Origin of the sequence: Microbacterium sp. PMB16, assembly GCF_051294855.1 — a bacterium.
Taxonomy (GTDB): domain Bacteria; phylum Actinomycetota; class Actinomycetes; order Actinomycetales; family Microbacteriaceae; genus Microbacterium.
Genome location: NZ_CP145908.1, coordinates 2,721,544 through 2,742,582, shown reverse-complemented (window position 1 = coordinate 2,742,582; position 21,039 = coordinate 2,721,544). Strand labels below are relative to the sequence as shown.

The 21,039-nt window shown below is 67.1% G+C and carries 20 protein-coding genes and 2 riboswitches; of the genes, 2 read left to right on the top strand and 18 right to left on the bottom strand.

Going from position 1 to position 21,039, the window contains the following annotated elements:
- Positions 1-4 precede the first annotated feature (4 nt).
- The 4 genes from fdxA to V5D55_RS13145 are packed head-to-tail and all read right to left on the bottom strand — an operon-like array spanning position 5 to position 1,832.
- Positions 5-325 carry a ferredoxin gene (fdxA, locus tag V5D55_RS13160; protein WP_282213936.1) on the bottom strand — a complete coding sequence of 107 codons (321 nt, stop codon included), beginning with the start codon at positions 323-325 and terminating at the stop codon, positions 5-7.
- A gap of 9 nt (positions 326-334) precedes the next feature.
- Positions 335-745 (bottom strand): histidinol dehydrogenase, encoded by a 411-nt coding sequence (locus V5D55_RS13155; RefSeq protein WP_435743698.1) that lies wholly within the window; start codon positions 743-745, stop codon positions 335-337.
- Positions 746-792: 47 nt separating this feature from the next.
- Positions 793-1,107, bottom strand: a complete 315-nt coding sequence (locus V5D55_RS13150) for an AzlD domain-containing protein (protein WP_435743696.1) — start codon at positions 1,105-1,107, stop codon at positions 793-795.
- Positions 1,107-1,832, bottom strand: coding sequence for an AzlC family ABC transporter permease (locus V5D55_RS13145; RefSeq protein WP_435743694.1), 726 nt, complete (start codon positions 1,830-1,832; stop codon positions 1,107-1,109). The genes V5D55_RS13150 and V5D55_RS13145 overlap by 1 nt, the downstream gene beginning before the upstream one ends.
- A gap of 104 nt (positions 1,833-1,936) precedes the next feature.
- Here V5D55_RS13145 and V5D55_RS13140 point away from each other — a divergent pair, with 104 nt between their 5' ends.
- Positions 1,937-2,485, top strand: coding sequence for a helix-turn-helix domain-containing protein (locus V5D55_RS13140; RefSeq protein WP_435743692.1), 549 nt, complete (start codon positions 1,937-1,939; stop codon positions 2,483-2,485).
- A gap of 10 nt (positions 2,486-2,495) precedes the next feature.
- Here V5D55_RS13140 and V5D55_RS13135 read toward each other — a convergent pair whose 3' ends face one another.
- Both V5D55_RS13135 and typA read right to left on the bottom strand, forming a co-directional pair.
- Positions 2,496-3,380 (bottom strand): phospholipase, encoded by an 885-nt coding sequence (locus tag V5D55_RS13135; protein WP_435743690.1) that lies wholly within the window; start codon positions 3,378-3,380, stop codon positions 2,496-2,498.
- 192 nt (positions 3,381-3,572) lie between these two features.
- Positions 3,573-5,486 (bottom strand): translational GTPase TypA, encoded by a 1,914-nt coding sequence (gene typA / locus V5D55_RS13130; protein WP_435743688.1) that lies wholly within the window; start codon positions 5,484-5,486, stop codon positions 3,573-3,575.
- 126 nt (positions 5,487-5,612) lie between these two features.
- Here typA and V5D55_RS13125 point away from each other — a divergent pair, with 126 nt between their 5' ends.
- Complete coding sequence (locus V5D55_RS13125) at positions 5,613-6,395, top strand: CPBP family intramembrane glutamic endopeptidase (protein WP_435749303.1); 783 nt, start codon at positions 5,613-5,615, stop codon at positions 6,393-6,395.
- 9 nt (positions 6,396-6,404) lie between these two features.
- On the opposite strand, the gene V5D55_RS13120 is transcribed toward V5D55_RS13125, so the two are convergent.
- The 12 genes from V5D55_RS13120 to V5D55_RS13065 all read right to left on the bottom strand — a co-directional run bounded on the left by V5D55_RS13120 (position 6,405) and on the right by V5D55_RS13065 (position 21,000).
- Positions 6,405-6,971, bottom strand: a complete 567-nt coding sequence (locus V5D55_RS13120) for a PH domain-containing protein (protein WP_435743686.1) — start codon at positions 6,969-6,971, stop codon at positions 6,405-6,407.
- Between the two features lie 2 nt (positions 6,972-6,973).
- Positions 6,974-8,698: an ABC transporter ATP-binding protein gene (locus V5D55_RS13115; protein WP_435743684.1), complete on the bottom strand. Its 1,725-nt coding sequence runs from the start codon at positions 8,696-8,698 to the stop codon at positions 6,974-6,976.
- Positions 8,695-9,651 carry an ABC transporter permease gene (locus tag V5D55_RS13110; RefSeq protein ID WP_435743682.1) on the bottom strand — a complete coding sequence of 319 codons (957 nt, stop codon included), beginning with the start codon at positions 9,649-9,651 and terminating at the stop codon, positions 8,695-8,697. Before V5D55_RS13110 ends, V5D55_RS13115 begins: the two co-directional genes overlap by 4 nt.
- A complete protein-coding gene (locus tag V5D55_RS13105; protein ID WP_435743680.1) occupies positions 9,641-10,570 on the bottom strand; it encodes an ABC transporter permease in 930 nt (309 codons plus the stop codon). Before V5D55_RS13105 ends, V5D55_RS13110 begins: the two co-directional genes overlap by 11 nt.
- A gap of 76 nt (positions 10,571-10,646) precedes the next feature.
- Entirely contained in the window at positions 10,647-12,278 is a 1,632-nt protein-coding gene (locus V5D55_RS13100; protein ID WP_435743678.1) for a peptide ABC transporter substrate-binding protein, read from the bottom strand.
- A gap of 229 nt (positions 12,279-12,507) precedes the next feature.
- Entirely contained in the window at positions 12,508-15,378 is a 2,871-nt protein-coding gene (gene gcvP / locus V5D55_RS13095) for an aminomethyl-transferring glycine dehydrogenase (RefSeq protein WP_435749302.1), read from the bottom strand.
- A gap of 61 nt (positions 15,379-15,439) precedes the next feature.
- Positions 15,440-15,817 carry a glycine cleavage system protein GcvH gene (gcvH, locus tag V5D55_RS13090; RefSeq protein WP_435743676.1) on the bottom strand — a complete coding sequence of 126 codons (378 nt, stop codon included), beginning with the start codon at positions 15,815-15,817 and terminating at the stop codon, positions 15,440-15,442.
- The gene (locus V5D55_RS13085) at positions 15,814-17,016 is read right to left on the bottom strand and encodes a glycine cleavage system aminomethyltransferase GcvT (RefSeq protein WP_435743674.1); all 1,203 of its coding nucleotides are present in this window, start codon (positions 17,014-17,016) and stop codon (positions 15,814-15,816) included. The genes gcvH and V5D55_RS13085 overlap by 4 nt, the downstream gene beginning before the upstream one ends.
- 54 nt (positions 17,017-17,070) lie before the next feature.
- Positions 17,071-17,166: riboswitch (glycine riboswitch) on the bottom strand.
- A 1-nt stretch (position 17,167) separates the two neighbouring features.
- Positions 17,168-17,263: riboswitch (glycine riboswitch) on the bottom strand.
- Between the two features lie 45 nt (positions 17,264-17,308).
- On the bottom strand, positions 17,309-18,184 hold the full coding sequence (locus tag V5D55_RS13080) for an ABC transporter ATP-binding protein (RefSeq protein ID WP_435743672.1): 876 nt from the start codon (positions 18,182-18,184) through the stop codon (positions 17,309-17,311).
- Positions 18,181-19,032: an ABC transporter ATP-binding protein gene (locus tag V5D55_RS13075; protein WP_435743670.1), complete on the bottom strand. Its 852-nt coding sequence runs from the start codon at positions 19,030-19,032 to the stop codon at positions 18,181-18,183. The genes V5D55_RS13080 and V5D55_RS13075 overlap by 4 nt, the downstream gene beginning before the upstream one ends.
- Positions 19,029-20,012, bottom strand: a complete 984-nt coding sequence (locus V5D55_RS13070) for an ABC transporter permease (protein ID WP_435743668.1) — start codon at positions 20,010-20,012, stop codon at positions 19,029-19,031. Before V5D55_RS13070 ends, V5D55_RS13075 begins: the two co-directional genes overlap by 4 nt.
- Positions 20,005-21,000, bottom strand: a complete 996-nt coding sequence (locus V5D55_RS13065) for an ABC transporter permease (RefSeq protein WP_435743667.1) — start codon at positions 20,998-21,000, stop codon at positions 20,005-20,007. The genes V5D55_RS13070 and V5D55_RS13065 overlap by 8 nt, the downstream gene beginning before the upstream one ends.
- Positions 21,001-21,039 lie beyond the last annotated feature (39 nt).

Below are 21,039 nucleotides of genomic sequence, written 5' to 3'. Positions count from 1 at the left end.
TCGCCTACTCGCCCTGCGGCGGCAGCGCGGCGATGACCGGGTGGTCGAAGGTGTAGACGCCGACCTTGGCGGCGCCGCCGGGCGAGCCGATCTCGTCGAAGAACTCGACGTTCGCCTTGTAGTAGTCCTGCCACTCGTCGGGGAGGTCGTCTTCGTAGTAGATCGCCTCGACCGGGCACACCGGTTCGCAGGCGCCGCAGTCCACGCATTCGTCCGGGTGGATGTACAGCGAGCGTTCACCCTCGTAGATGCAGTCAACGGGGCACTCGTCGATGCAGGCGCGATCCTTGACATCGACGCACGGGAGGGCGATCACATACGTCACCCCTCCAGTCTACGGCTCGCGGACCGCGCGATCCTCCGTGGGAGCTGCCTGCGTGCGCACCGGCAGCCGTGAGAACGACGGCCAGGCGACGACCAGCAGGACCAGACCGGCGGTCAGGTAGGTCCAGATGCGGCCGGTGAGCGAGTCGGCCACCACGACGGATCCGCCGGGTCCGACCCCGGAGATCAGCACGAGCATGCCGAGCATGCCGAGGCCGGCGGCGACCGCCGCTCCTCGGTCATGGGTGAGCGCGCGGACCGCGATGAGAATCGCTCCGCAGGCGATGGCCCCGACGATCAGCCCGACCGGGATCGGGCCCCAGGTCAGGCTGTGCGCGATGGTGCCGGCGACGCCGTAGACGCCGCCCACCACGGCGACGGCGACCCATGACACGACCCTCGACACCCAGTTCACACGCACATGTCGATCCTACCGGCGAGACCTATGCCCCTCGGGGGCTCGGGCGATCACCCGGCGAGGCCGAAGAACCGCAGCAGCGCAGCCACGGCCGCCGCGGCGATCACGACGACGAGGAACGACTGCCGCAGCCAGAGGAGTCCGCCCGCAACGAGCAGGGCGGGCACCCGCGCGTCGACCATGATCGCCTGGCCGTCGCCCAGCGTCTGCACGGCCACGAGGGCCGCCAGCAGCGCAACGGTCAGCAGATCGGAGATGCGAGCGGTGCGCGGGGCCTCGAGGGCCTTCGGCGGTACGAGGTATCCGGCAGCCTTCAGAGCGAGGCAGATCAGGGCCGCCAGCAGGATGGCACTCCACAGACTCATCAGGCGGGCTCCGTTCCGGCATCCCGCGCATCCGTCGCATTCGTCTTTCCGGGGGCACGCCCCATCCAGTTGAACCAGCCGACGACGATCGCGACGAACGCAGCGATGAGCACGGGCAGACCGGGCATCAGGAAAGGCGTGAGTGCCGCGGCCACGACTGCAGCGGCGACGCCGACGGCGATCGCCTGCCGCTGTTGGAGACGCGGCCAGAGCAGTGCGAGGAAGGCGGCGGCGGCCGCGGCATCCAATCCCCAGGTCTTCGGGTCGCCGAGGACGTCGCCGACGAGCGCACCGATCAGGGTGGTGATGTTCCAGCCCACGAAGATGCCGATCCCGGTCACCCAGAAGCCCAGCTGGCGCAGTCGCGGCATCGTCTGCGAGATCGCCACGGCGGTCGACTCGTCGATCGTGAAGTGGGCGGCGGCAGCCCGACGCAGTGGTCCCCCTCCGACGATGGGCGACATGCGCATGCCGTAGGCGACATTGCGCACCCCGAGCAGCGCGGCGGAGGCGATCGCGGACGGCAGCGCCGCCAGCCCTCCCGCGGTGAGAACTCCGACGAAGGCGAACTGCGACCCGCCGGTGAACATCAGGAGACTCAGCACGCACGTCTGCCAGACGTCGAGCCCGGCTGCCACGGCCAGCGCTCCGAACGAGATGCCGTACGCACTTGTGGCGAGCACGACCCCGAGAGCTTCGCGCCACACCTCGCGTTCAGCCGTCATCTCGGGCCCTCGAGCCGATCGTTCGCTTCGGTGAACACATGACTATCATTCTGAACACCGGCGCGCGCATAGTCAAGCGAACGATCGTTTGACATGATGAACGCATGGAAGATCTTCGCACCCGCATCTCCCGCACTCTGAAACGAGAGCGGGAGGCCGCGAACCTGTCGGTGTCCGAGCTCGCACGTCGGGCGGGAATCTCGAAAGCCACGGTGTCGCAACTGGAGAGCGGAGCAGGCAACCCGAGCGTCGAGACACTGTGGGCCCTGGGAGTCGCGCTCGGCGTGCCGTTCGCCGTGCTCGTCGACCAGCAGACGAACGCGCCCACGCTCATCCGCGCCCACGACCTCGCCGGAGTCCCCTCCTCCGCGTCCGCCTACAGCGCCACGTTGCTCGCCGCCAGTCCCCCGGGTGCACGACGCGACATCTACCTGATCCAGGCAGAGCCCGGCGACCCGCGGCAGTCCGTGCCGCACCACCCCGGAACGATCGAGCACGTGGTGATGATCGCCGGACAGGCGCAGGTCGGTCCGATCGGAGACCCGGTGACGCTGAACCCGGGCGACTACCTCACCTACGCAGGTGACGCCCCCCACGTGTTCGAGGCGACCGCACCGGGAACCAGCGCCGTACTGATCTCAGAGCTGCGCTGAGCGCGGGGAATCAGTACCAGTTCATCGCCTGGGAGTGGCCCCACGCGCTGCAGGGGGTGCCGTAGACCGCGGAGATGTAGTCGAGGCCCCACGCGATCTGTGTGGCGGCGTTCGTCTGCCAGTCGCCGCCCGCCGATGCCATCTTGCTGCCGGGGAGCGCCTGCGGGATGCCGGTGGCGCCGCTCGGGTTGTACGCCTGGTAGTTCCAACCGGATTCCTTGTTCCACAGCGAGTTCAGGCAGGAGAACTGGTCGCCGCCCCAGCCGTAGCGGCTGGACATCATCTGCTGCGCCGTGGCCTTGGCGCCGTCGACCGTGTTCGCCGAGGCGAGCGCGGCCGCAGCCTCCTCCGCCTTCTTGGCGGCAGCCGCGGCAGCGTCATCCGCTGCCTTCTTCTCCTGCGCCGCAGTGAAGGCCTTCTGGAGCTCAGCAGTGTCGGCGACGACGTCTGCGGTCTCCGCTTCCGCATGACCTGCGAGCAGGGTCACCGCGATCGACGGCATCTCCGCGCGATCTGCGAGAGCGTCGATGTCGTCCTGCAGACCGGTCACGTCGACAGCGGGCGCCGCAGTCACGTCGAGACCGGAGGCAGCGACGTCGTAGGCGAGCGCCTGTGCCGTCAGGACGGCATCTTGGGCCTCGGCGACAGGCATCGCTGCGTCGTCAGCCACTCGAGCGACCGGCTCCGCGCCGGTGATGAGCTGGGCGACGGCAGCGGTCGGGTCCGGGGACTCGGCACCGGCCGCCGGAGCGGAGACGATGCCGGCGGTGAGAGTGATGCCGAGAAGGGTCGCAGCGGCGGTACCGAGGATCATCATCGGACGGCGGGCAGTGACGGTCGCGCGGGCGGATGCCGCAGCGGAGGCGCGCCGAAGCGCACGGGATTCATGAAGCACAGGTTCGACTTTCGGGTCGTCGTATGCCGTTACAGGAGACTCATCGGGAGTTCGTCCCCGGCACAAGTGTCCGAGTCTGCCCTGTCTTCCTGAACGAAAAATCTGTCTCACCTGGGTTTTTCATGAGAAGAGGGCCCCGCAGCCGCTTGTCAGCGGTGCGAGGCCCTCTTCGGGATGCTCGTGGAACGAGGATCAGGCGTTGGCGTCCTGGCGCTTGAGACGCGCGGTCTCGCGGGCACGGGTGTTCTGGTCGAGGTTCACCTTGCGGATGCGCACGACCTCCGGAGTCACCTCGACGCATTCGTCGTCGCGAGCGAACTCGAGGCTCTCCTCCAGCGTGAGCTGGCGCGGCGGCGTCATCGACTCGAACGTGTCGGAGCTCGCTGCACGCATGTTGGTGAGCTTCTTCTCCTTGGTGATGTTCACGTCCATGTCGTCGGCGCGCGAGTTCTCGCCGATGACCATGCCCTCGTAGACCTCCTGCGTGGGCTGCACGAAGAACGACATGCGCTCCTGGAGCGCGATCATCGCGAACGGCGTGACGACACCCATGCGGTCAGCGACGATCGAGCCGTTCTGACGCGTGGTGATGTGCCCCGCCCACGGCTCGTAGCCGTGCGAGATCGCGTTGGCGATGCCGGTGCCGCGGGTCGTGGTGAGGAACTCGGTGCGGAAGCCGATGAGGCCGCGCGACGGGACGATGAACTCCATGCGCACCCAGCCGGTGCCGTGGTTCGACATACCGTCCATGCGACCCTTGCGGTTCGCGAGCAGCTGCGTGATGGCGCCGAGGTACTCCTCGGGAGCGTCGATCGTGAGGTGCTCGAACGGCTCGTTCGTCTTGCCGTCGATCTGCTTGGTGACCACCTGCGGCTTGCCGACCGTGAGCTCGAAGCCCTCGCGGCGCATGTTCTCGACGAGGATCGCGAGTGCGAGCTCGCCTCGGCCCTGGACCTCCCAGGCGTCGGGACGCCCGATGTCGACGACCTTGAGCGAGACGTTGCCGACGAGCTCCTTGTCGAGGCGGTCCTTCACCATGCGGGCGGTGAGGCGGTGGCCCTTGACCTTGCCCATGAGCGGCGAGGTGTTCGTGCCGATCGTCATGGAGATCGCGGGATCGTCGACCGTGATGGCCGGGAGCGGACGCACGTCTTCCGGGTCGGCGATCGTCTCGCCGATCGTGATGTCCTCGAAGCCGGCGATGGCGACGATGTCGCCAGGTGCCGCAGACTCGGCCGGGTAGCGCTCGAGAGCACGGGTCTTCAGCAGCTCGGTGATGCGAGCATTCTGGTGGGTGCCGTCGGCGCGGACCCAGGCGACCGTCTGGCCCTTCTTCAGCGTGCCGTTGAAGACGCGCAGCAGTGCGAGGCGACCGAGGAACGGGCTCGAGTCGAGGTTCGTGACCCATGCCTGCAGCGGGGCCTCGTCGTCGTAGGACGGAGCCGGGATGTGCTCGAGGATCGCGCCGAAGAGCGGCTCGAGGTCATCGTTGTCGGGCAGCGTGCCGTTCTCGGGACGGTTGAGCGAGGCGGCCCCGTTGCGGCCGGAGGCGTAGACGATCGGCACGTCGAGCAGCGCGTCGACATCGAGGTCGGGCACGTCGTCGACGAGGTCGGACGCGAGGCCCAGCAGCAGGTCGTGCGCCTCTTCCTCGACCTCGGCGATGCGAGCATCCGGACGGTCGGTCTTGTTGACCAGGAGGATGACGGGCAGCTTCGCCTCGAGCGCCTTGCGCAGCACGAAGCGTGTCTGCGGCAGCGGACCCTCGCTGGCGTCGACGAGCAGCACGACGCCGTCGACCATGGACAGGCCGCGCTCGACCTCGCCGCCGAAGTCGGCGTGACCGGGGGTGTCGATGACGTTGATCGTCACCTCGCCGTCCGTGGCGTGCGCGCCCTTATAGGTGATCGCCGTGTTCTTGGCGAGGATCGTGATGCCCTTCTCACGCTCCAGGTCGTTGGAGTCCATGGCGCGTTCGTCGACGTGGGCGTGTTCGCCGAAGGAGCCCGTCTGACGCAGCATGGCGTCGACGAGAGTGGTCTTGCCGTGGTCGACGTGCGCGACGATTGCGACGTTGCGGAGGTCAGAGCGAAGGGCGTGCGCCATGCAGAAGTCCTAAAGAGGTGTGGGATTTTGTCGGGAAGCCGACGTTCCAGGATAACGCAAGCTCAGGGCTGATTCCTGAGCGAAGGTCATACCATCGGAATCGTGACTTCTCGACGCGCCCCGGAGATGGCCTTCGTGGACTCCCCCGCGCCGTCCCGCGCCCGTCTCTGGTGGGAGATCACCATCGTCCTGGCGCTCGGACTCGGCCAGTCCGCGATCTACGCGATCGTGCAGCTCGCCTACCGGTTGACGGACGAGACTCCCCTCGCCGAGCAGACGGCGACCCTCAATCCCTCCCGCAGCGACCGCGAGATCTTCGATCTGATCTACCAGGTGCTCTCGATCGGCTTCTCGCTCGTTCCGATCCTGTTGGTGTGCTTCTTGCTCTGGCAGTCGCGGCGCCCGCATCTGGAGCGGCTCGGGCTGGACGGCACCAGGGTGGGAGCGGATGCCGGGCGCGGTACCCTCCTGGTGCTCGCCATCGGCATCCCGGGCCTGGGGCTCTACATCGTCGGGCGCGCCTTCGGGTGGTTCGTCGCAGTGAACCCCGGAGGGCTCGACACCCACTGGTGGACCGTGCCGGTCCTGCTGCTGGCGGCCGCACGCGCGTCGCTGCAGGAGGAGTTCGTCGTGCTCGGCTACCTGTTCGCACGGCTGAGGCAGCTGGGCTGGAGCCCGTGGGCCATCATCGTGTCCACCTCGGTGCTGCGCGCGAGCTACCACCTGTACCAGGGCCCCGGTGCATTCGTCGGGAACCTGGCGATGGGCCTGCTGTTCGGCTGGCTCTTCCAGCGGAGCGGGCGACTGCTGCCGTTCCTCGTCGCGCACTTCCTGATCGATGCGACCGTCTTCGTGGGCTACCCGTGGGCGGCGGCGACCTGGCCGGACCTGTTCGGGCTGCCGGGGTGAGCCGGGCGGTCAGCCGGCGTTCGCGATGAGGATCGCGACGACGGCCCAGACCACGATCACGCCGAGTGAGATGACGGCGACCCGATCCCAACTGCGACGGATGGGAGCATCCGCGGTGTCCGGCGCTGCCTCCCGGCGTTCCTCGATCTCTTCGAGTGCGCGGACCCCGGCGGGCACTCTCTCTTCGCCATCGCTGCGGGAAGGTAACCGGATCACGCCGGCTTTCGCCGGACCGCCGTAGCACGACAGGTCTTTGCCGTCGTCCAGCGAGAACACCAGCTGCCAGCGCAGATCGACCGCTCGCACCCGGGACCAGCCGAAGGTCGTACGCCGCAGCAGGTTGACCACGGTCACTCCGTCGTCATCGATGCGCACAGACGAGGCGAAGGAGTTCACGTACACGACCCACAGCAGCAGCAGCACCCAGGGCGCCAAGAGCAGCATCTGCCCCCAGCCCGCCCGCGCCACGGCATCGCCGAGCAGGAACAGGGCGAGACCCGCACCGACCACGATCGCGACGGGGCCGGAGGCCGCGCGGAATGTCCGCGCGGCCCCCGACTGATCGTCGTCCGTCACCGTCAGTGACCGCCGAGCGTGATCGAAGCACCCGGGATCGCCTGCAGCAGGCGCTCCGTGTACTCCTGCTGCGGGTTGGCGAAGATGTCGTCGACAGTGCCCTGCTCGACCACACGCCCCTTCTCCATCACGCACACGCGGTCTGCGATCACACGCACCACCGCGAGGTCGTGCGTGATGAACAGATACGTGAGGTTGAGCTCGGACTGCAGCTCGGCCAACAGGTTCAGCACTTGTGCCTGCACCAGCACGTCGAGCGCCGAGACCGCCTCGTCGAGGACCACGATCTCGGGCTTGAGAGCGAGCGCTCGCGCGATCGCCACGCGCTGACGCTGACCTCCGGACAGCTCGTTCGGATACCGCTCCATCACGCTCGACGGTAGGGCGACCTGATCGAGCACCTCGCGCACGCGGGCCCGACGTGACGCCTGGTCACCCGTACCGTGGATGCGCAGCGGCTCCGCTACCGTGTTGCCGATGTTGTGCAGCGGGTCCAGAGATCCGTAGGGATCCTGGAACACCGGCTGCATCTGCTGACGCAGCGACTGCAGCTCGCGTCTCGACAGCGTGTCGGTGTCGCGGCCGTTCACCAGGATCGATCCCTCGGTCTTGGTCTCCAGGCGCAGCAGCAGCTTGGCCGCTGTGGATTTACCCGAACCGGACTCGCCGACGATCGCCATCGTCGAGCCCTTGGGCACCTGGAACGTCACCTTGTCGACCGCCGTGAAGGCGGTCGACCGGAACCCGCTCCCCCGGATCTTGTAGACCTTCGTGACATCGCGGAACTCGATCACCGGCTCCGCAGCCACGACCTCGGTGTGCGCGATCGACGCGAGGTCGACCGTACCCGTGGACTCGGTCAGTACTTCGGCCAGAGGATCCTCGTGACCCGTGACCGCGGTCTGGATCCGCTTGGACGCCAGGCTCGGTGCCGCCGCGACCAGACGCTGCGTGTACGGATGCTGCGGGTTCTGCAGGATCTCGAGCGCGGGGCCCGATTCCACGATGCGCCCGCGGTGCATCACGACCAGGTTCTCCGCCCGCTCCGCGGCGAGGCCGAGGTCGTGGGTGATGAAGAGGAGCGCGGTGTTGCGCTCCTTGGCCAGGGTTTCGAGGTGATCGAGGATCCGCTTCTGCACCGTGACGTCGAGCGCACTGGTCGGCTCGTCGGCGATCAGGAGCTTCGGATGCGAGGACAGCCCGATGCCGATGAGCACCCGCTGGCGCATGCCGCCGGAGAACTCGTGCGGGAACTGGCGCAGACGCCGGTCGGCATCTGCGAGACCCGCCTCCTTCAGCACTTCGATCGCACGCTTGCGCGCGGCCTTGCGCCCGTCGGCCTGTCCGTTGGCGAGGATCGTCTCCTCGACCTGGAAGCCGATGCGGTGCACGGGGTTGAGGCTGTTCATCGGGTCCTGCGGAACAAGTCCGATGAGCCTGCCGCGAACATCCTCGATGTCGGCGCGACCGAGCTTCGTCAGATCTCGACCCTCGAACTTGACGGCACCACCGGTCACCTTCCCGCTGCCGGGCAGCAGGTTGATGATCGCGTGCGCCGTCGTCGACTTGCCCGATCCGGACTCGCCGACGATGGCCATGGTCTCGCCCGGGTAGATGTCGAAGCTCACGCCGCGCACGGCCGGCACGAAGCCGTCCTGCGTCTTGAACGCGACCTCGAGGTTCTCGACCGAGAGCAGAGGGACGTCGGGGTTGTAATCGGCGCTCATCGGAGTGCCCTCGCCTTCGGGTCGAGCGCGTCGCGAACCGTCTCGCCGAGCATGATGAACGACAGGACGGTCAGGGAGAGCGCGATCGACGGGTAGATCAGCGGCATGGGGTCGGTGCGAAGGCGCTGCTGCGCCTTCGCGATGTCGTTACCCCAGGAGATGAACTGTTCCGCCGGCAGGCCGACACCGAGGAAGGAGAGCGTCGCCTCCGCCGTGATGGCGGCCGCGAGGCCGACGGTGCTGAGCACGATCACCGGGGCGATCGAGTTCGGCATGACGTGGCTGAACATCGTCCGCACCCGGGAGACCCCGAGAGCCTCGGACGCCATCACGTAGTCGGCGGCCCGGACCCGGAGGATCTCGGCGCGCAGAATACGTGCCGTCGCGGGCCAGCCGAAGAAGCCGATCGCGAGCGAGATCACGAGGATGTTCCGGTCCTGCAGGAACATCGACATGATGACGACGGCTGCCAGCACGTAGGGGATCGCGAAGAACATGTCGCCGATGCGCATGAGCAACGAGTCGACCCACCCGCCGAAGAACCCGGCGAACGCGCCAATGATGATGCCCATCGCAGCGATGATGATCGTCACGAGGATGCCGACGATGAGCGATGTGCTCGCGCCGTGCACGACCCGCGAGTACACGTCGCAACCCTGGAAGTCGAACCCGAACGGATGCCCGGCGCGGGGGCCGTCGTTCGAATTCTCGAGCTGGCAGAGGAACGGGTCGACCGTCGCGAACAGGTTCGGGAAGGTCGCGACGACGATCAGGAAGACGACGAAGACACCGGCGGACCAGAACATCCAGCGGCCGCGGAGATCGCGCCAGGCGTCGAGCCAGAGGTTGCTCTTGCGCTCGCTCACGCGGACGGCGTCGACGGCTCCCAGACCGACTTCATCGATCTCGGCCACGAAATGCGGCATGCGGCGACGGGGGGAGTTATCGGACATAGCGGATCCTCGGGTCGAGCAGACCGTAGAGCAAGTCGATGATCAGGTTGACCAGGACGTAGATGACCACGAGCACTGTCACGATCGACACGATCTCGGGCCCGTCGTGCTGGTTGATGGCTCGGAAGAGCTCATTGCCGATGCCTGGGACGTTGAAGACGCCCTCGGTGACCGTGGCGCCGACGATCAGGATGCCGAAGTCGGCCGCCAGGTTCGTCGTCACCGGGATCAGAGAGTTGCGGAGCACGTGCACGGGGATGACGCGCCGAGCCGGAAGCCCCTTGCCGAAGGCCATCCGCACGAAGTCCTGCTGCCGGGTCTCGATGACCGAGTTGCGGGTGAGCCGGACGACGTAGGCGAAGTTGAGCGCGGCGAGCACGATCGCGGGGAGTATCAGGTCGGACCATGGCGCCCCTCGACCGACCGTCGGTCGGAAGAGGTGCAGCTCGATCGCCAGGATGTACTGCGCGATGAAGGCGAGCACGAAGACCGGGATCGAGATGAACACCAGGCTGATCAGCATCGACGTGTGGTCGAAGAGGCTGTTCTTGCGGAGGCCCGAGATGAGTCCGACGACGACACCGAACAGCAGCTGGATGATGATCGCGAGGAGTGCGAGGCGCAGCGTGACCGGGAACTTGGCGACGAGGATCTCGTTGACGCTCTGGCCGCGGAACGTCGTACCCAGATCGCCCTGGAACAGATCGCCCAGGTAGATGAGGTAGCGCGTGAAGAACGGCTGGTCGAGGTGGTACTCGGCCTGGAGCGCGGCGTACTGCGCGTCGGTCGGCGTCTTGTCGCCGAAGAGCGCCAGGATCGGGTCGCCGGGAAGCAGGAAGACCATCGAGAAGATCAGGAAGGTCGCCCCGAGGAAGACGGGTATCACCTGAAGCAGGCGACGAATGATGTATGCAGTCATGGCAGCAGACCGAACTCCGCCGTGCGGGGCGACTGGGCGTCACCCCGCACGGCGGGTTCAGATCACGGCGTGAGTGTTACTCGCCGGCCTTGGTGATCGAGTAGACGATCGGCCAGCTGTCCCAGCCATACTCGACGTTGTCGACGAGCGTGGAGTAGCCGGCGTTGGTCGACTGGTACCACAGCGGGATGACGGGAAGATCCTTGAACAGGACTTCCTGCGCCTGCTCGAAGAACTTGTTGCCCTCCTCGACCGAAGGAGCCGTGGCACCCTTCGTCACGAGCTCGTCGAACTCGGGGTTCGAGTAGTCGCCGTCGTTGGAGCCGGCACCCGTCGTGAACAGCGCACCCAGGATGTTGTAGGCACCCGGGTAGTCGAACTGCCATCCCGAACGCGTCGCGGCGTCGATCGAGCGGTTCTTGATCTCTTCGCGCAGTGTCGCCAGGTCGGGGAACGACTGACCAGCCGCGTCGATGCCCAGCGTGTTCTTGATCTGGTTGGCGACCGCGTCGACCCATGCCTGGTTTCCGGCACCGTCGGCGTTGTACGCGATCGTGAACTTGCCGCTCCACGGGGAGATGGCGTCAGCCTGGGCCCACAGGTCCTTCGCCTTGTCGGCGTCGGCGTGCGTGACCTCGGAACCGGCGATGTCCTCGTTGAACCCGGCGATGACCGGCGAGGTGAAGTCGACGGCCGGGGTGCGGGTGCCCTCAAAGATCACGTCGGTGATCTGCTCGCGGTCGATCGCGTAGGAGATCGCCTGGCGACGCAGGTTGCCCTCTTCATCGTTTGCGAAGTGGGCGAGGCGTGCCGGAATCGTCAGACCCTGCCAGATGGCGGCGGGCTGATCGACGGCGCGGTCGCCGAGGTCGTCCTTGTACGTCGCGAGGTACGTCGGCGGAACACCCGGGTTGATGACGTCGAGGTTGTCCGAGATGAGGTCGGCGTAGGCGGCTTCTGCGGTCGCGTACGACACCAGGTCGACGCCACCGTTCATCGCCTTGCGCGGACCGTCGTAGCTCTTGTTCGGCAGCAGCGCGATGAGCGCGTCGTGCTCCCACTTGTCGAGCACGTAGGGGCCGTTTCCGACCGGTGCCTGACCGAATGCCTCAGGGTCCTCGAAGAAGGACTCGGGCAGCGGAGCGAACACCTGGTAGCCGAGCGTGGACGGGAAGTCCGACTGCGGAGCAGCGAGCTCGACCGTGAAGGTGGTGTCGTCGACGACCTCGAGGGAGAGCGAGTCTTCCTTCACGGCGTCGGCGCTGTAGCCCTCGAAGTTCGCGAACCACCACTGGTTCTCGAACGCGGGGTCGGATGCCGCGTACTGCCAGGCGTTGACGAACGACTCGGCGTTGACGGGAGTGCCGTCGCTGAACTCTTCGCCGTCGTTGATCTTGATCGTCCAGGTCTGGTTGTCGTCCGACTCGATCGACTCGGCGACATCGTTGGCGACTGCGCCGTCTGCTTCGTAGTAGACGAGACCGGCGAAGATGTTCTGCAGAACCAGGCCGCCACCGACCTCGTTCGTCACAGCGGGGAGAAGCGGGTTCTGCGGCTCGTTGCTCTGAACGGTGACGATGCCCGTCGAGGCTTCGCCTCCTTCTTCGCCGTTTCCTTCATCGCCGCCGCCTGAAGCGCAGCCAGCCAGGGCGAGCGCGCTCACTGCGAGCAGCGCGGTGCCGGTGAAGACAATCCTGTTTCTTTTCACTTTTCGTCCTCCTGTGGACAGTACTGAGTCTGCGTGCGCATCGTCGAGCACGCAGGGATAGTCGAGCGTAACCCGCAGAGTCGCTCGCCGAAGCACTCGGCTAACGAACTGTTACTGAGTGGTGACCATCTGTAACACCCGTGAAACACGGGGAAAGACGGGGAAACGACGCGACGACGCCGCGCTGCCGTCCAGGCAGCGCGACGTCGTCGCAGGGATCAGTCCGTCGTCAGGCGAAGGCCTCCACCGGAGGGCAGGCGCACACGAGGTTGCGGTCGCCGTATGCCTGGTCGATGCGTCGCACCGGGGGCCAGTACTTGCCCGCGACGAGGGCGTGCACGGGGTACGCCGCGTCCTCACGCGTATAGGCGTGGTTCCACTCCCCCGCGATCAGCGACACCGCGGTGTGCGGCGCGTGCACCAGCGGGTTGTCGTCGGCGGGCCAGCGACCTGCCGCCACGGCATCCGCTTCCGCTTTGATCATGATCATCGCCTCGATGAAGCGGTCGATCTCACCCAGATCCTCCGACTCCGTCGGCTCGACCATGAGCGTGCCCGCGACCGGGAACGACATGGTCGGGGCGTGGAACCCGTAGTCGATGAGGCGCTTGGCGACGTCGTCGACCGTGACGCCCGTGGCTTCCTTGAGTGGACGGAGGTCGAGGATGCACTCGTGCGCGACCCGGCCGTTCTCTCCGGTGTAGAGCACCGGGAAGTGCTCGCCGAGGCGGGCGGCGATGTAGTTCGCCGAGAGCACGGCAGCGGCGGTCGCGCGACGCAGGCCGTCGGCCCCCATCATGCGCACGTAGGCCCACGAGATCGGCAGGATGCCGGCCGATCCGTAAGGTGCGGCAGAGACCACTCCACCCTCGAACGTGAAGCCGCCGAAGTGCTCGGCGCGCTGCGCGAGCGGGTGCGACGGCAGGAACGGCGCGAGGTGAGCCTTCGCGGCCACGGGCCCGACACCGGGCCCGCCGCCGCCGTGCGGGATCGCGAACGTCTTGTGCAGGTTGAGGTGCGAGACGTCGCCGCCGAGATCGCCGAACCGCGCGTAGCCGAGCAGCGCGTTGAGGTTGGCGCCGTCGACGTACACCTGACCGCCGGCATCGTGCACCGCCGTGGTGATCTCGACCACATCGTGCTCGTACACGCCGTGCGTGGACGGGTAGGTGATCATCAGCGCGGAGAGGGTGTCGGCGTGCGCGGCGATCTTCGCGCGCAGGTCGTCGAGATCCACGTTGCCGAGCTCGTCGGTCGCGACGACCACGACCTTCATGCCCGCGAGCACGGCGGATGCCGCGTTGGTACCGTGCGCCGACGACGGGATCAGACACACCGTGCGGTGCTCGTCGCCGTTCGCATGGTGGTACCCGCGGATGGCGAGGAGACCGGCGAGCTCGCCCTGCGAGCCGGCGTTCGGCTGCAGCGAGACCGCGTCGTAGCCGGTGACCTCGGCGAGCCAGCCCTCGAGCTGCTCGATCAGGTCGAGGTAGCCCTGCACGTCGGATGCCGGTGCGAACGGGTGGATGCCCGCGAACTCGGGCCACGTGATCGCCGCCATCTCGGTGGCCGCGTTGAGCTTCATCGTGCAGGACCCGAGCGGGATCATGCCGCGGTCGAGCGCGTAGTCGCGGTCGGCGAGGCTCTTCAGGTACCGCATCATGGCGGTCTCGCTGCGGTGCGCGTGGAACACCGGGTGGGTCAGGTACTCGTCCTGACGCCGGAGCGCCGCCGGCAGCGAGTCGTCGCCGTCGCCGAAGCCGAACACCCGCTCGTGCGCACCGCCGAACACGCGCGCCACCTGGTGCAGCTCGGAGGTGGTGGTCGTCTCGTCGACCGCGATGCTGATCGTGTCGGCATCCGCAACGTGCAGCAGGATGCCGAAGCCGTCGTGCGCCTGCGTCGCGAATTCGGCCGCACGGCCGGGGACCCGCACCGACACGGTGTCGAAGAACGCGTCGTGCACGACCTCGACTCCGGCCTCGACGAGCCAGTCGCGCAGCAGCGCGGCCTTGGTGGCCACACCCCGAGCGATCGCCGCGAGCCCATCGGGTCCGTGATAGACCGCATACATCGAGGCCATCACGGCGAGCAGCACCTGCGCGGTGCAGATGTTCGACGTCGCCTTCTCACGGCGGATGTGCTGCTCGCGGGTCTGCAGCGAGAGGCGATACGCGGGCTTTCCTTCGGCATCCACCGAGACACCGACCAGACGGCCGGGAAGCTGACGCTCCAGTCCCGAGCGCACCGCCATGTAGCCGGCGTGCGGGCCGCCGAAGCCCATCGGCACCCCGAAGCGCTGCGTCGTACCCACCGCGACATCGGCGCCGAGCGAGCCGGGCGACGCGATCAGCGTGAGGGCGAGCAGGTCAGCGGCGGCGACGGCAAGGCCACCCGCGACGTGCGCCGCGTCGATGACCGCAGACGGATCCCAGACCCGCCCCGATGCACCGGGGTACTGCACGAAGACGCCGAACAGTTCGGCCGGCAGTTCCTCGCCCGCGGCGAAGTCGACGGAGACGAGCTCGATGCCGACGGCATCCGCCCGCGTCTCCAGGAGTGCCTTGGTCTGCGGGAGCGCATCGGCGTCGACGGCGAAGACGTTCGACGTGGACTTCGACGCGCGACGGGCGAGCAGCATGCCCTCGACGACCGCCGTGGACTCGTCGAGCATCGACGCGTTGGCCGTGGTGAGCCCGGTGAGCTCGGCGACCATGGTCTGGAAGTTGATGAGCGCCTCCAGGCGCCCCTGCGAGATCTCCGGCTGATACGGCGTGTAGGCCGTGTACCAGGAGGGGTTCTCGAGCACGTTGCGCTGGATCACCTGCGGCGTGATCGTGCCGTAGTACCCGAGGCCGATCATCGGACGGTTCACCGCGTTGCGCGACGCGAGAGCACGGAGCTCCGCGAGCGCCTCGGTCTCGCTGGCGGCGGGCGGGATGATCGACGACAGGGCGTCGGCGCCATCGCTGCCGGAGCCCGCGGAGGGGCCCGTGAAGATCGAGGACGGCACGGCCTGGCGCATCAGCGCCTCGACGGAACCCTCCGCGGAGTCGACCCCTGAAGCCTGCGAAGCATCCAGCCCGAGCGCCTCGAGCATGATGCGCTGCGCGGCGTCGGTGGGTCCGATGTGACGATCGGCGAAAGAGACCACGACGGGATCAGCCCTCCGTCAGTGCGACGTACGCGTCACGGTCGAGCAGGCCGTCGAGCGCACCGTCGGCGACCGACACCTTGATCAGCCAGCCGGCTTCGAACGGCTCGGCGTTGACGAGCGAAGGGTCATCGACGACCGCATCGTTGATCTCGACGACGGTGCCGGCGACCGGCGCGTAGAGCTCGCCGACCGACTTGGTCGACTCGATCTCGCCCACGACGGCTCCGGCAGTGAGCTCGGTGCCGACGGCGGGAAGCTCGACGAACACCACATCGCCCAGCTTCTCGGCGGCAAAGTCGGTGATGCCGATCGTGACGGTGTCGCCGTTGCCGGCGATCCACTCGTGCTCTTCGGTGTAGCTGAGTGCGTTGAGGTCGGTCATTTGGTCCTCCGGTAGAAAGGCAGAGCGGTCACGGTCGCGGGGATCTTCGTTCCCCGTACATCAAGGAATACTGCGGTTCCCTCTTCGGCGGAAGACGGATGCACGTAGGCCATCGCGATCGGATGGCCGAGGGTGGGGCTCAGGGCGCCGCTGGTGATCTCTCCGAGCACGGCACCGTCGGCATCCACCACGGCGTAGCCGGCGCGGCCCGCGCGCTTGCCCTCGGCGACGAGCCCGACGAGCACGGGAGCCTGCGCCCCTTCGTCAGTCTCAGCGACCGAAGAGAGCGCCTCTTTCCCGATGAAGCTCTCCTTGTCGGAGACCACGACGCGGCCGAGGCCGGCCTGCGCGGGCTTCGTGTCGAGAGACAGCTCGTGACCGTACAGGGGCATCCCGGCCTCGAGTCGCAACGTGTCACGCGCGGCGAGACCGGCGGGCACGAGACCGTGCGGCGCACCCGCAGCGGCGACGGCGTCCCAGAGCGCAGGGGCGTCGGCTGCGCGGACCAGCAGCTCGAAGCCGTCCTCACCGGTGTAGCCCGTGCGTGCGATCAGCAGCGGCTCACCGAGGAAGAAGGCATCGGCCCAGGCGTAGTACCTCTGCTCGCCCCACGGGGTGCCGAGTTCGGTGATGCCCTCGGTCGCCGCGACGATGGCCTCGGCCGCGGGGCCCTGGACCGCGAGCAGTGCGTAGGAGTCGGACACGTCCTCGACGTCGACGCCGCGATCTCCGAGGAAGCCGGCGAAGCTGCGTTCCTCCCCCTCAGCGCGGGCGGGGCTCTCGCGTTCGATGAGCGATGGGAAGGAACGCACGCGCGAGGCGAAAGCCGCGTCGACGAAGCCGCGGTTGCCGGCGTTCGCGATCACCAGGTAGCGGTCATCTGCGAGACGGTAGACGATCACGTCATCGACGATGCCGCCGGATTCGGCGAGCACCAGCGAGTACTTCGCCTTGCCCACGGCCATCGTCGACAGACGACCGGCGAGGGCGTAGTCGAGGAACTCCGCCGCGCTCTCACCGGTGACGAGGAACTCCGCCATGTGCGAGATGTCGAAGAGCCCGGCGGCCTGACGGACGGCGTGGTGCTCGGCGAGGTCGGACGTGTAGCGCACCGGCATCTGCCAGCCGCCGAAGTCGGTGAACGACGCACCGAGCGACTCGTGGCGTTCTCGGAGCGGGGTATAGCGGGGATCGGACATGGAGTTCTCCCGTGCGGAATCGGGCGGAACGACGTCGTCGACGTTCCTCGGAACTCCCCCTCTGTCATGGGCCTGAGAGTTTCGCCCGCGCTGGGGGGCTTTCACCGTCGGCGGATCCCGAGCTGCGCTCGAGATCGCTTTTCAGAGTGGCCGGAACCGCGCGGTACGCGTTACCTGAGAGATTGGCGGGGAGGCTTGCTCCTTCGGTGCCCGGCTGCGTTCGCCGGGGCTCTCCCGCGGGGTTCATTCGGCCTGTCTTCAGTTGTCCGTTCAGTCTAGGTCAAGGATGCGGTCAGGTGGTGATGCCGAGTTCGTGGCGGACTTCGTCGCGGAGGCGGCCGAGGTTGTCGGGCTCGGGCGCTGCTCCGAGGAGTGTCTTCGTGTACTCGTGTTGCGGGTTCAGGATGACTTCGTCCGCGGGACCGCGTTCCACGACATCGCCCTTGTAGAGGACCATGATCTCGTCACTGAAATGCCGCGCCGTCGCGAGATCGTGCGTGATGTAGAGGACGCCGAGGTTCTCCTCACGTTGCAGATCGGCGAGGAGGTTCAGCACGCCGAGCCGGATCGACACGTCGAGCATCGACACGGGTTCGTCGGCGACGATGAACCGCGCCCCCGGAGCCAACGCGCGGGCGATCGCGACACGCTGGCGTTGCCCCCCGGACAGCTCGTGCGGGCGGCGTTCCGCGAAGCTCTCCCCCGGCGTGAGCCGCACCCGCTCCAACAGTTCGATCGCGCGCTCGCGCACCTGGGCAGTCGACAGCTTCGGGTGGTGCAGGCGGATCGGTCGCTCGAGGTGATGCACGATCGTGTGGAACGGGTTCAACGACGCGAACGGGTCCTGGAACACCATCTGCACATCCCCCCGATACCGCTCCAACCCCCGCCCCCGAGTCCCGGACGGTTTCCCGTCGAGGAGGATCTCGCCACTGGTGGGGGTCTCGAGCTTCATCAGCATCCGCGCGATCGTCGACTTCCCCGACCCGGACTCCCCCACCAGCGCGACGGTCTTCCCCGGCTCCAACGTGAACGACACGTCTTTCACCGCATGCAACGTGGTGGTCTTGAACCCGGACCGCAGGTGGAAGTCCTTGGTCAGATTCCGGGCCTCCAGCGTGCCCGTGCCGCGCGCGGCATCCGTCTTCGCCTCCGTTGTGGTGCTCATCGGGTCCCCTCCTGGCTCACGCCCGTGCGGACGAAGTCTCCGCGTTCGCCCCGAAGTGACGGGAAACTCGACAACAGCTTCTTCGTATAGGCGTGCTGCGGGGTGCGGTAGATCTCCTCCGCCGTGCCCTGCTCCACGATCTCCCCCTGCAACATGATCGCGATCCGATCACTGATCTCGATCAGCATCGGCAGATCATGCGTGATGAAAATCACCGCGAACCCCAACCGCTCCCGCAACCGCATGATCTCCCGGATGATGCCCCGCTGCACCACGACATCCAACGCCGTCGTCGGCTCGTCCATGATCATCACCTGCGGATCCAACGCCAACGCCATCGCGATCATCATCCGCTGCCGCATCCCACCGGACAGCTCATGCGGGAAACTCGTCAACCGGGACGGGTCCACCCCGACCAACGTCAGCAGCTCCTCGGCGCGCTCCGTCTTCGCCTTCCGCGACATCCCGGGCCGGTGCGTGTCGAAAATGTCGAAGATCTGCGCCTTCACATCGATCACCGGGTTCAACGAGTTCATCGCCCCCTGGAACACCATCGAAATCTTGTCCCACCGAAACGCCCGCAAACCCTCCCCATCCAAACCCACGATGTCAATGTCATGGCCGTCACGGTCATGGAACACGATCTCGCCACTGGTCATCAACGCGGGAGCCTTCAGCAACCTGTTCATGCCGTACGCGAGGGTCGTCTTCCCACACCCCGACTCCCCCGCCAACCCCAGGATCTCCCCCCGGTTCAACGTCAACGACACACCACGCACCGCCCGCACCGGCGGATCCACCTCATACTCAATCGACACATTCGTCGCAGTCAACACAGCCTCACTCATGCGGTGATCCCCTTGATCTTGGCGGCCTTGCGCACGCGACGGGCCGCCTCGGGCGCGTTGCGAAGCTTCGGGTTGATGATCTCGTCGATGGCGAAGTTGATGAGCGCGAGGCCCGCGCCGAGGATGGCGATCATCAGGCCGGGCGGTACGAACCACCACCACGCTCCGCGGCCGAGCGCCTGACCCGACTGCGCGTCGTTGAGGATCGAGCCCCAGGTGATCGACGAGTTCGGCCCGAGACCGAGGTACGAGAGACCGGCCTCGCCGAGGATCGCGAAGATGATCGCGAAGAGAAACTGGGCGGTCAGCAGCGGCAGCAGGTTCGGCATGATCTCGACGAGGATCACGCGGAACGACCGCTCGCCGGCGACTTTCGACGCGTAGACGTAGTCCCGGGTGCGGAGCGAGCGGGTCTGAAGGCGGAGCACGTATGCTGCTCCCGCCCAGGAGGTGATGCCGAGCACGAAGGCGACGAGCTGCCAGCTGCGCTGCGGCACGAACGACGCGATCACCATGACGAGCGGCAAGCCGGGGATCACGATCATCACATTGGTGAGAAGCGCGAGCGCGTCTTCGCGCCAGCCGCCCAGGTAGCCGGCGAGAACGCCGAAGAGCAGCGAGAGCACGATCGCGATGCCACCGGCGACGACGCCGATCAGCAGCGAGCCCTGCGCACCGATCGCAAGCTGGGCGAACATGTCGTTGCCGAGCTTCGTGGTACCGAGCCAGTGCTCCGCCGACGGCGGCTGGAGCGCCGGGTTGGCGGTGCTGCGCGGATCCTGCGAGAAGATCGGCGCGACGATCGCGAAGAGGATGGTGGCGAGCACCAGGATCGAGCCGATGATGAACTTCGGCGAGGCGCTCGGAAGGATGCGGCGGCGCTTCGGATCCTGCGTCGCGAGCAAGACGGTGCTGGCCGGCGCGGTCGTCGGCGTCTCTTCGAGGCTCAGGAGCCCGGCGGTGTTCTGCGGATCAGACATTCTGGCGAGCCCTCGGATCGATGAACCCGTAGACGAGGTCCATGAAGAAATTGGCGGCGAGCACCGTGATGGTGATGACGAGGAACAGTCCCTGCATCAGCGAGTAGTCGTTGTTCGTCACGGCCTGGAACATCAGCTTGCCGATGCCGGGATAGGTGAACACCTGCTCCATGACGATGGAGCCGGCGACGACGAAGCCCAGCGTGATCGAGAACCCGGCGATGGAGGGGATGGCGGCGTTGCGCGCCGCGTACGTGGTCATGATGCGCCGCGGGCGGAGTCCCTTCGCCTCCGCGGTGAGGACGTAATCCTCCGCCAGGGTGGCGACCATCATGTTGCGCATTCCGAACATCCAGCCACCGACCGAGCTGATCACGATCGTGATCGCCGGAAGGAGCGAGTGGGCGAACGCATCGGAGAGGAACGCCCACGTCGGCTCCGGCCCGTCGGGGAAGTCGAAGACGTCGTACCCGCCGAAGAGCGGGAACCAGCCGAGGCCGACGGCGAACACCGACACCAGGATCAGCGCCAACCAGAAGTACGGGATCGACTGCAGCACGGTGGTCGCCGGAATCAGGTGGTCGACCCAGGTGCCGCGCTTCCATCCCGCCCACGCGCCGAGCGCGAGGCCCAGGACGAAGGAGATGACGGTGGTGGTGCCGACCAGGACGAGCGTCCACGGGATCGCGCCGGCGATGAGCTCCGCCACCGGGGTGGGGAACTTCGTCACGGAGACGCCGAGGTCACCCTGGAACATCCGCCCCCAGTAGGAGATGTACTGCTCCCAGAGCGGAGCATCGTCACCGCCGAGCAGGAGCTTGATGTTGCGGATGGTGGTCTCAGACACCTCACCGCCGGCCCGCTGCATCTTGGCGATCATGATGTCGGCGGGGTTCCCCGGCATGAGACGGGGAAGCAGGAAGTTGATGGAGATCGCGGCCCAGAGCGTGAACGCGTAGAACCCGATTCTTCGTGCATAGAACTTCATGTCACTTCTTCCTGACTTCCTGCTTCCCCATCCCTTCCG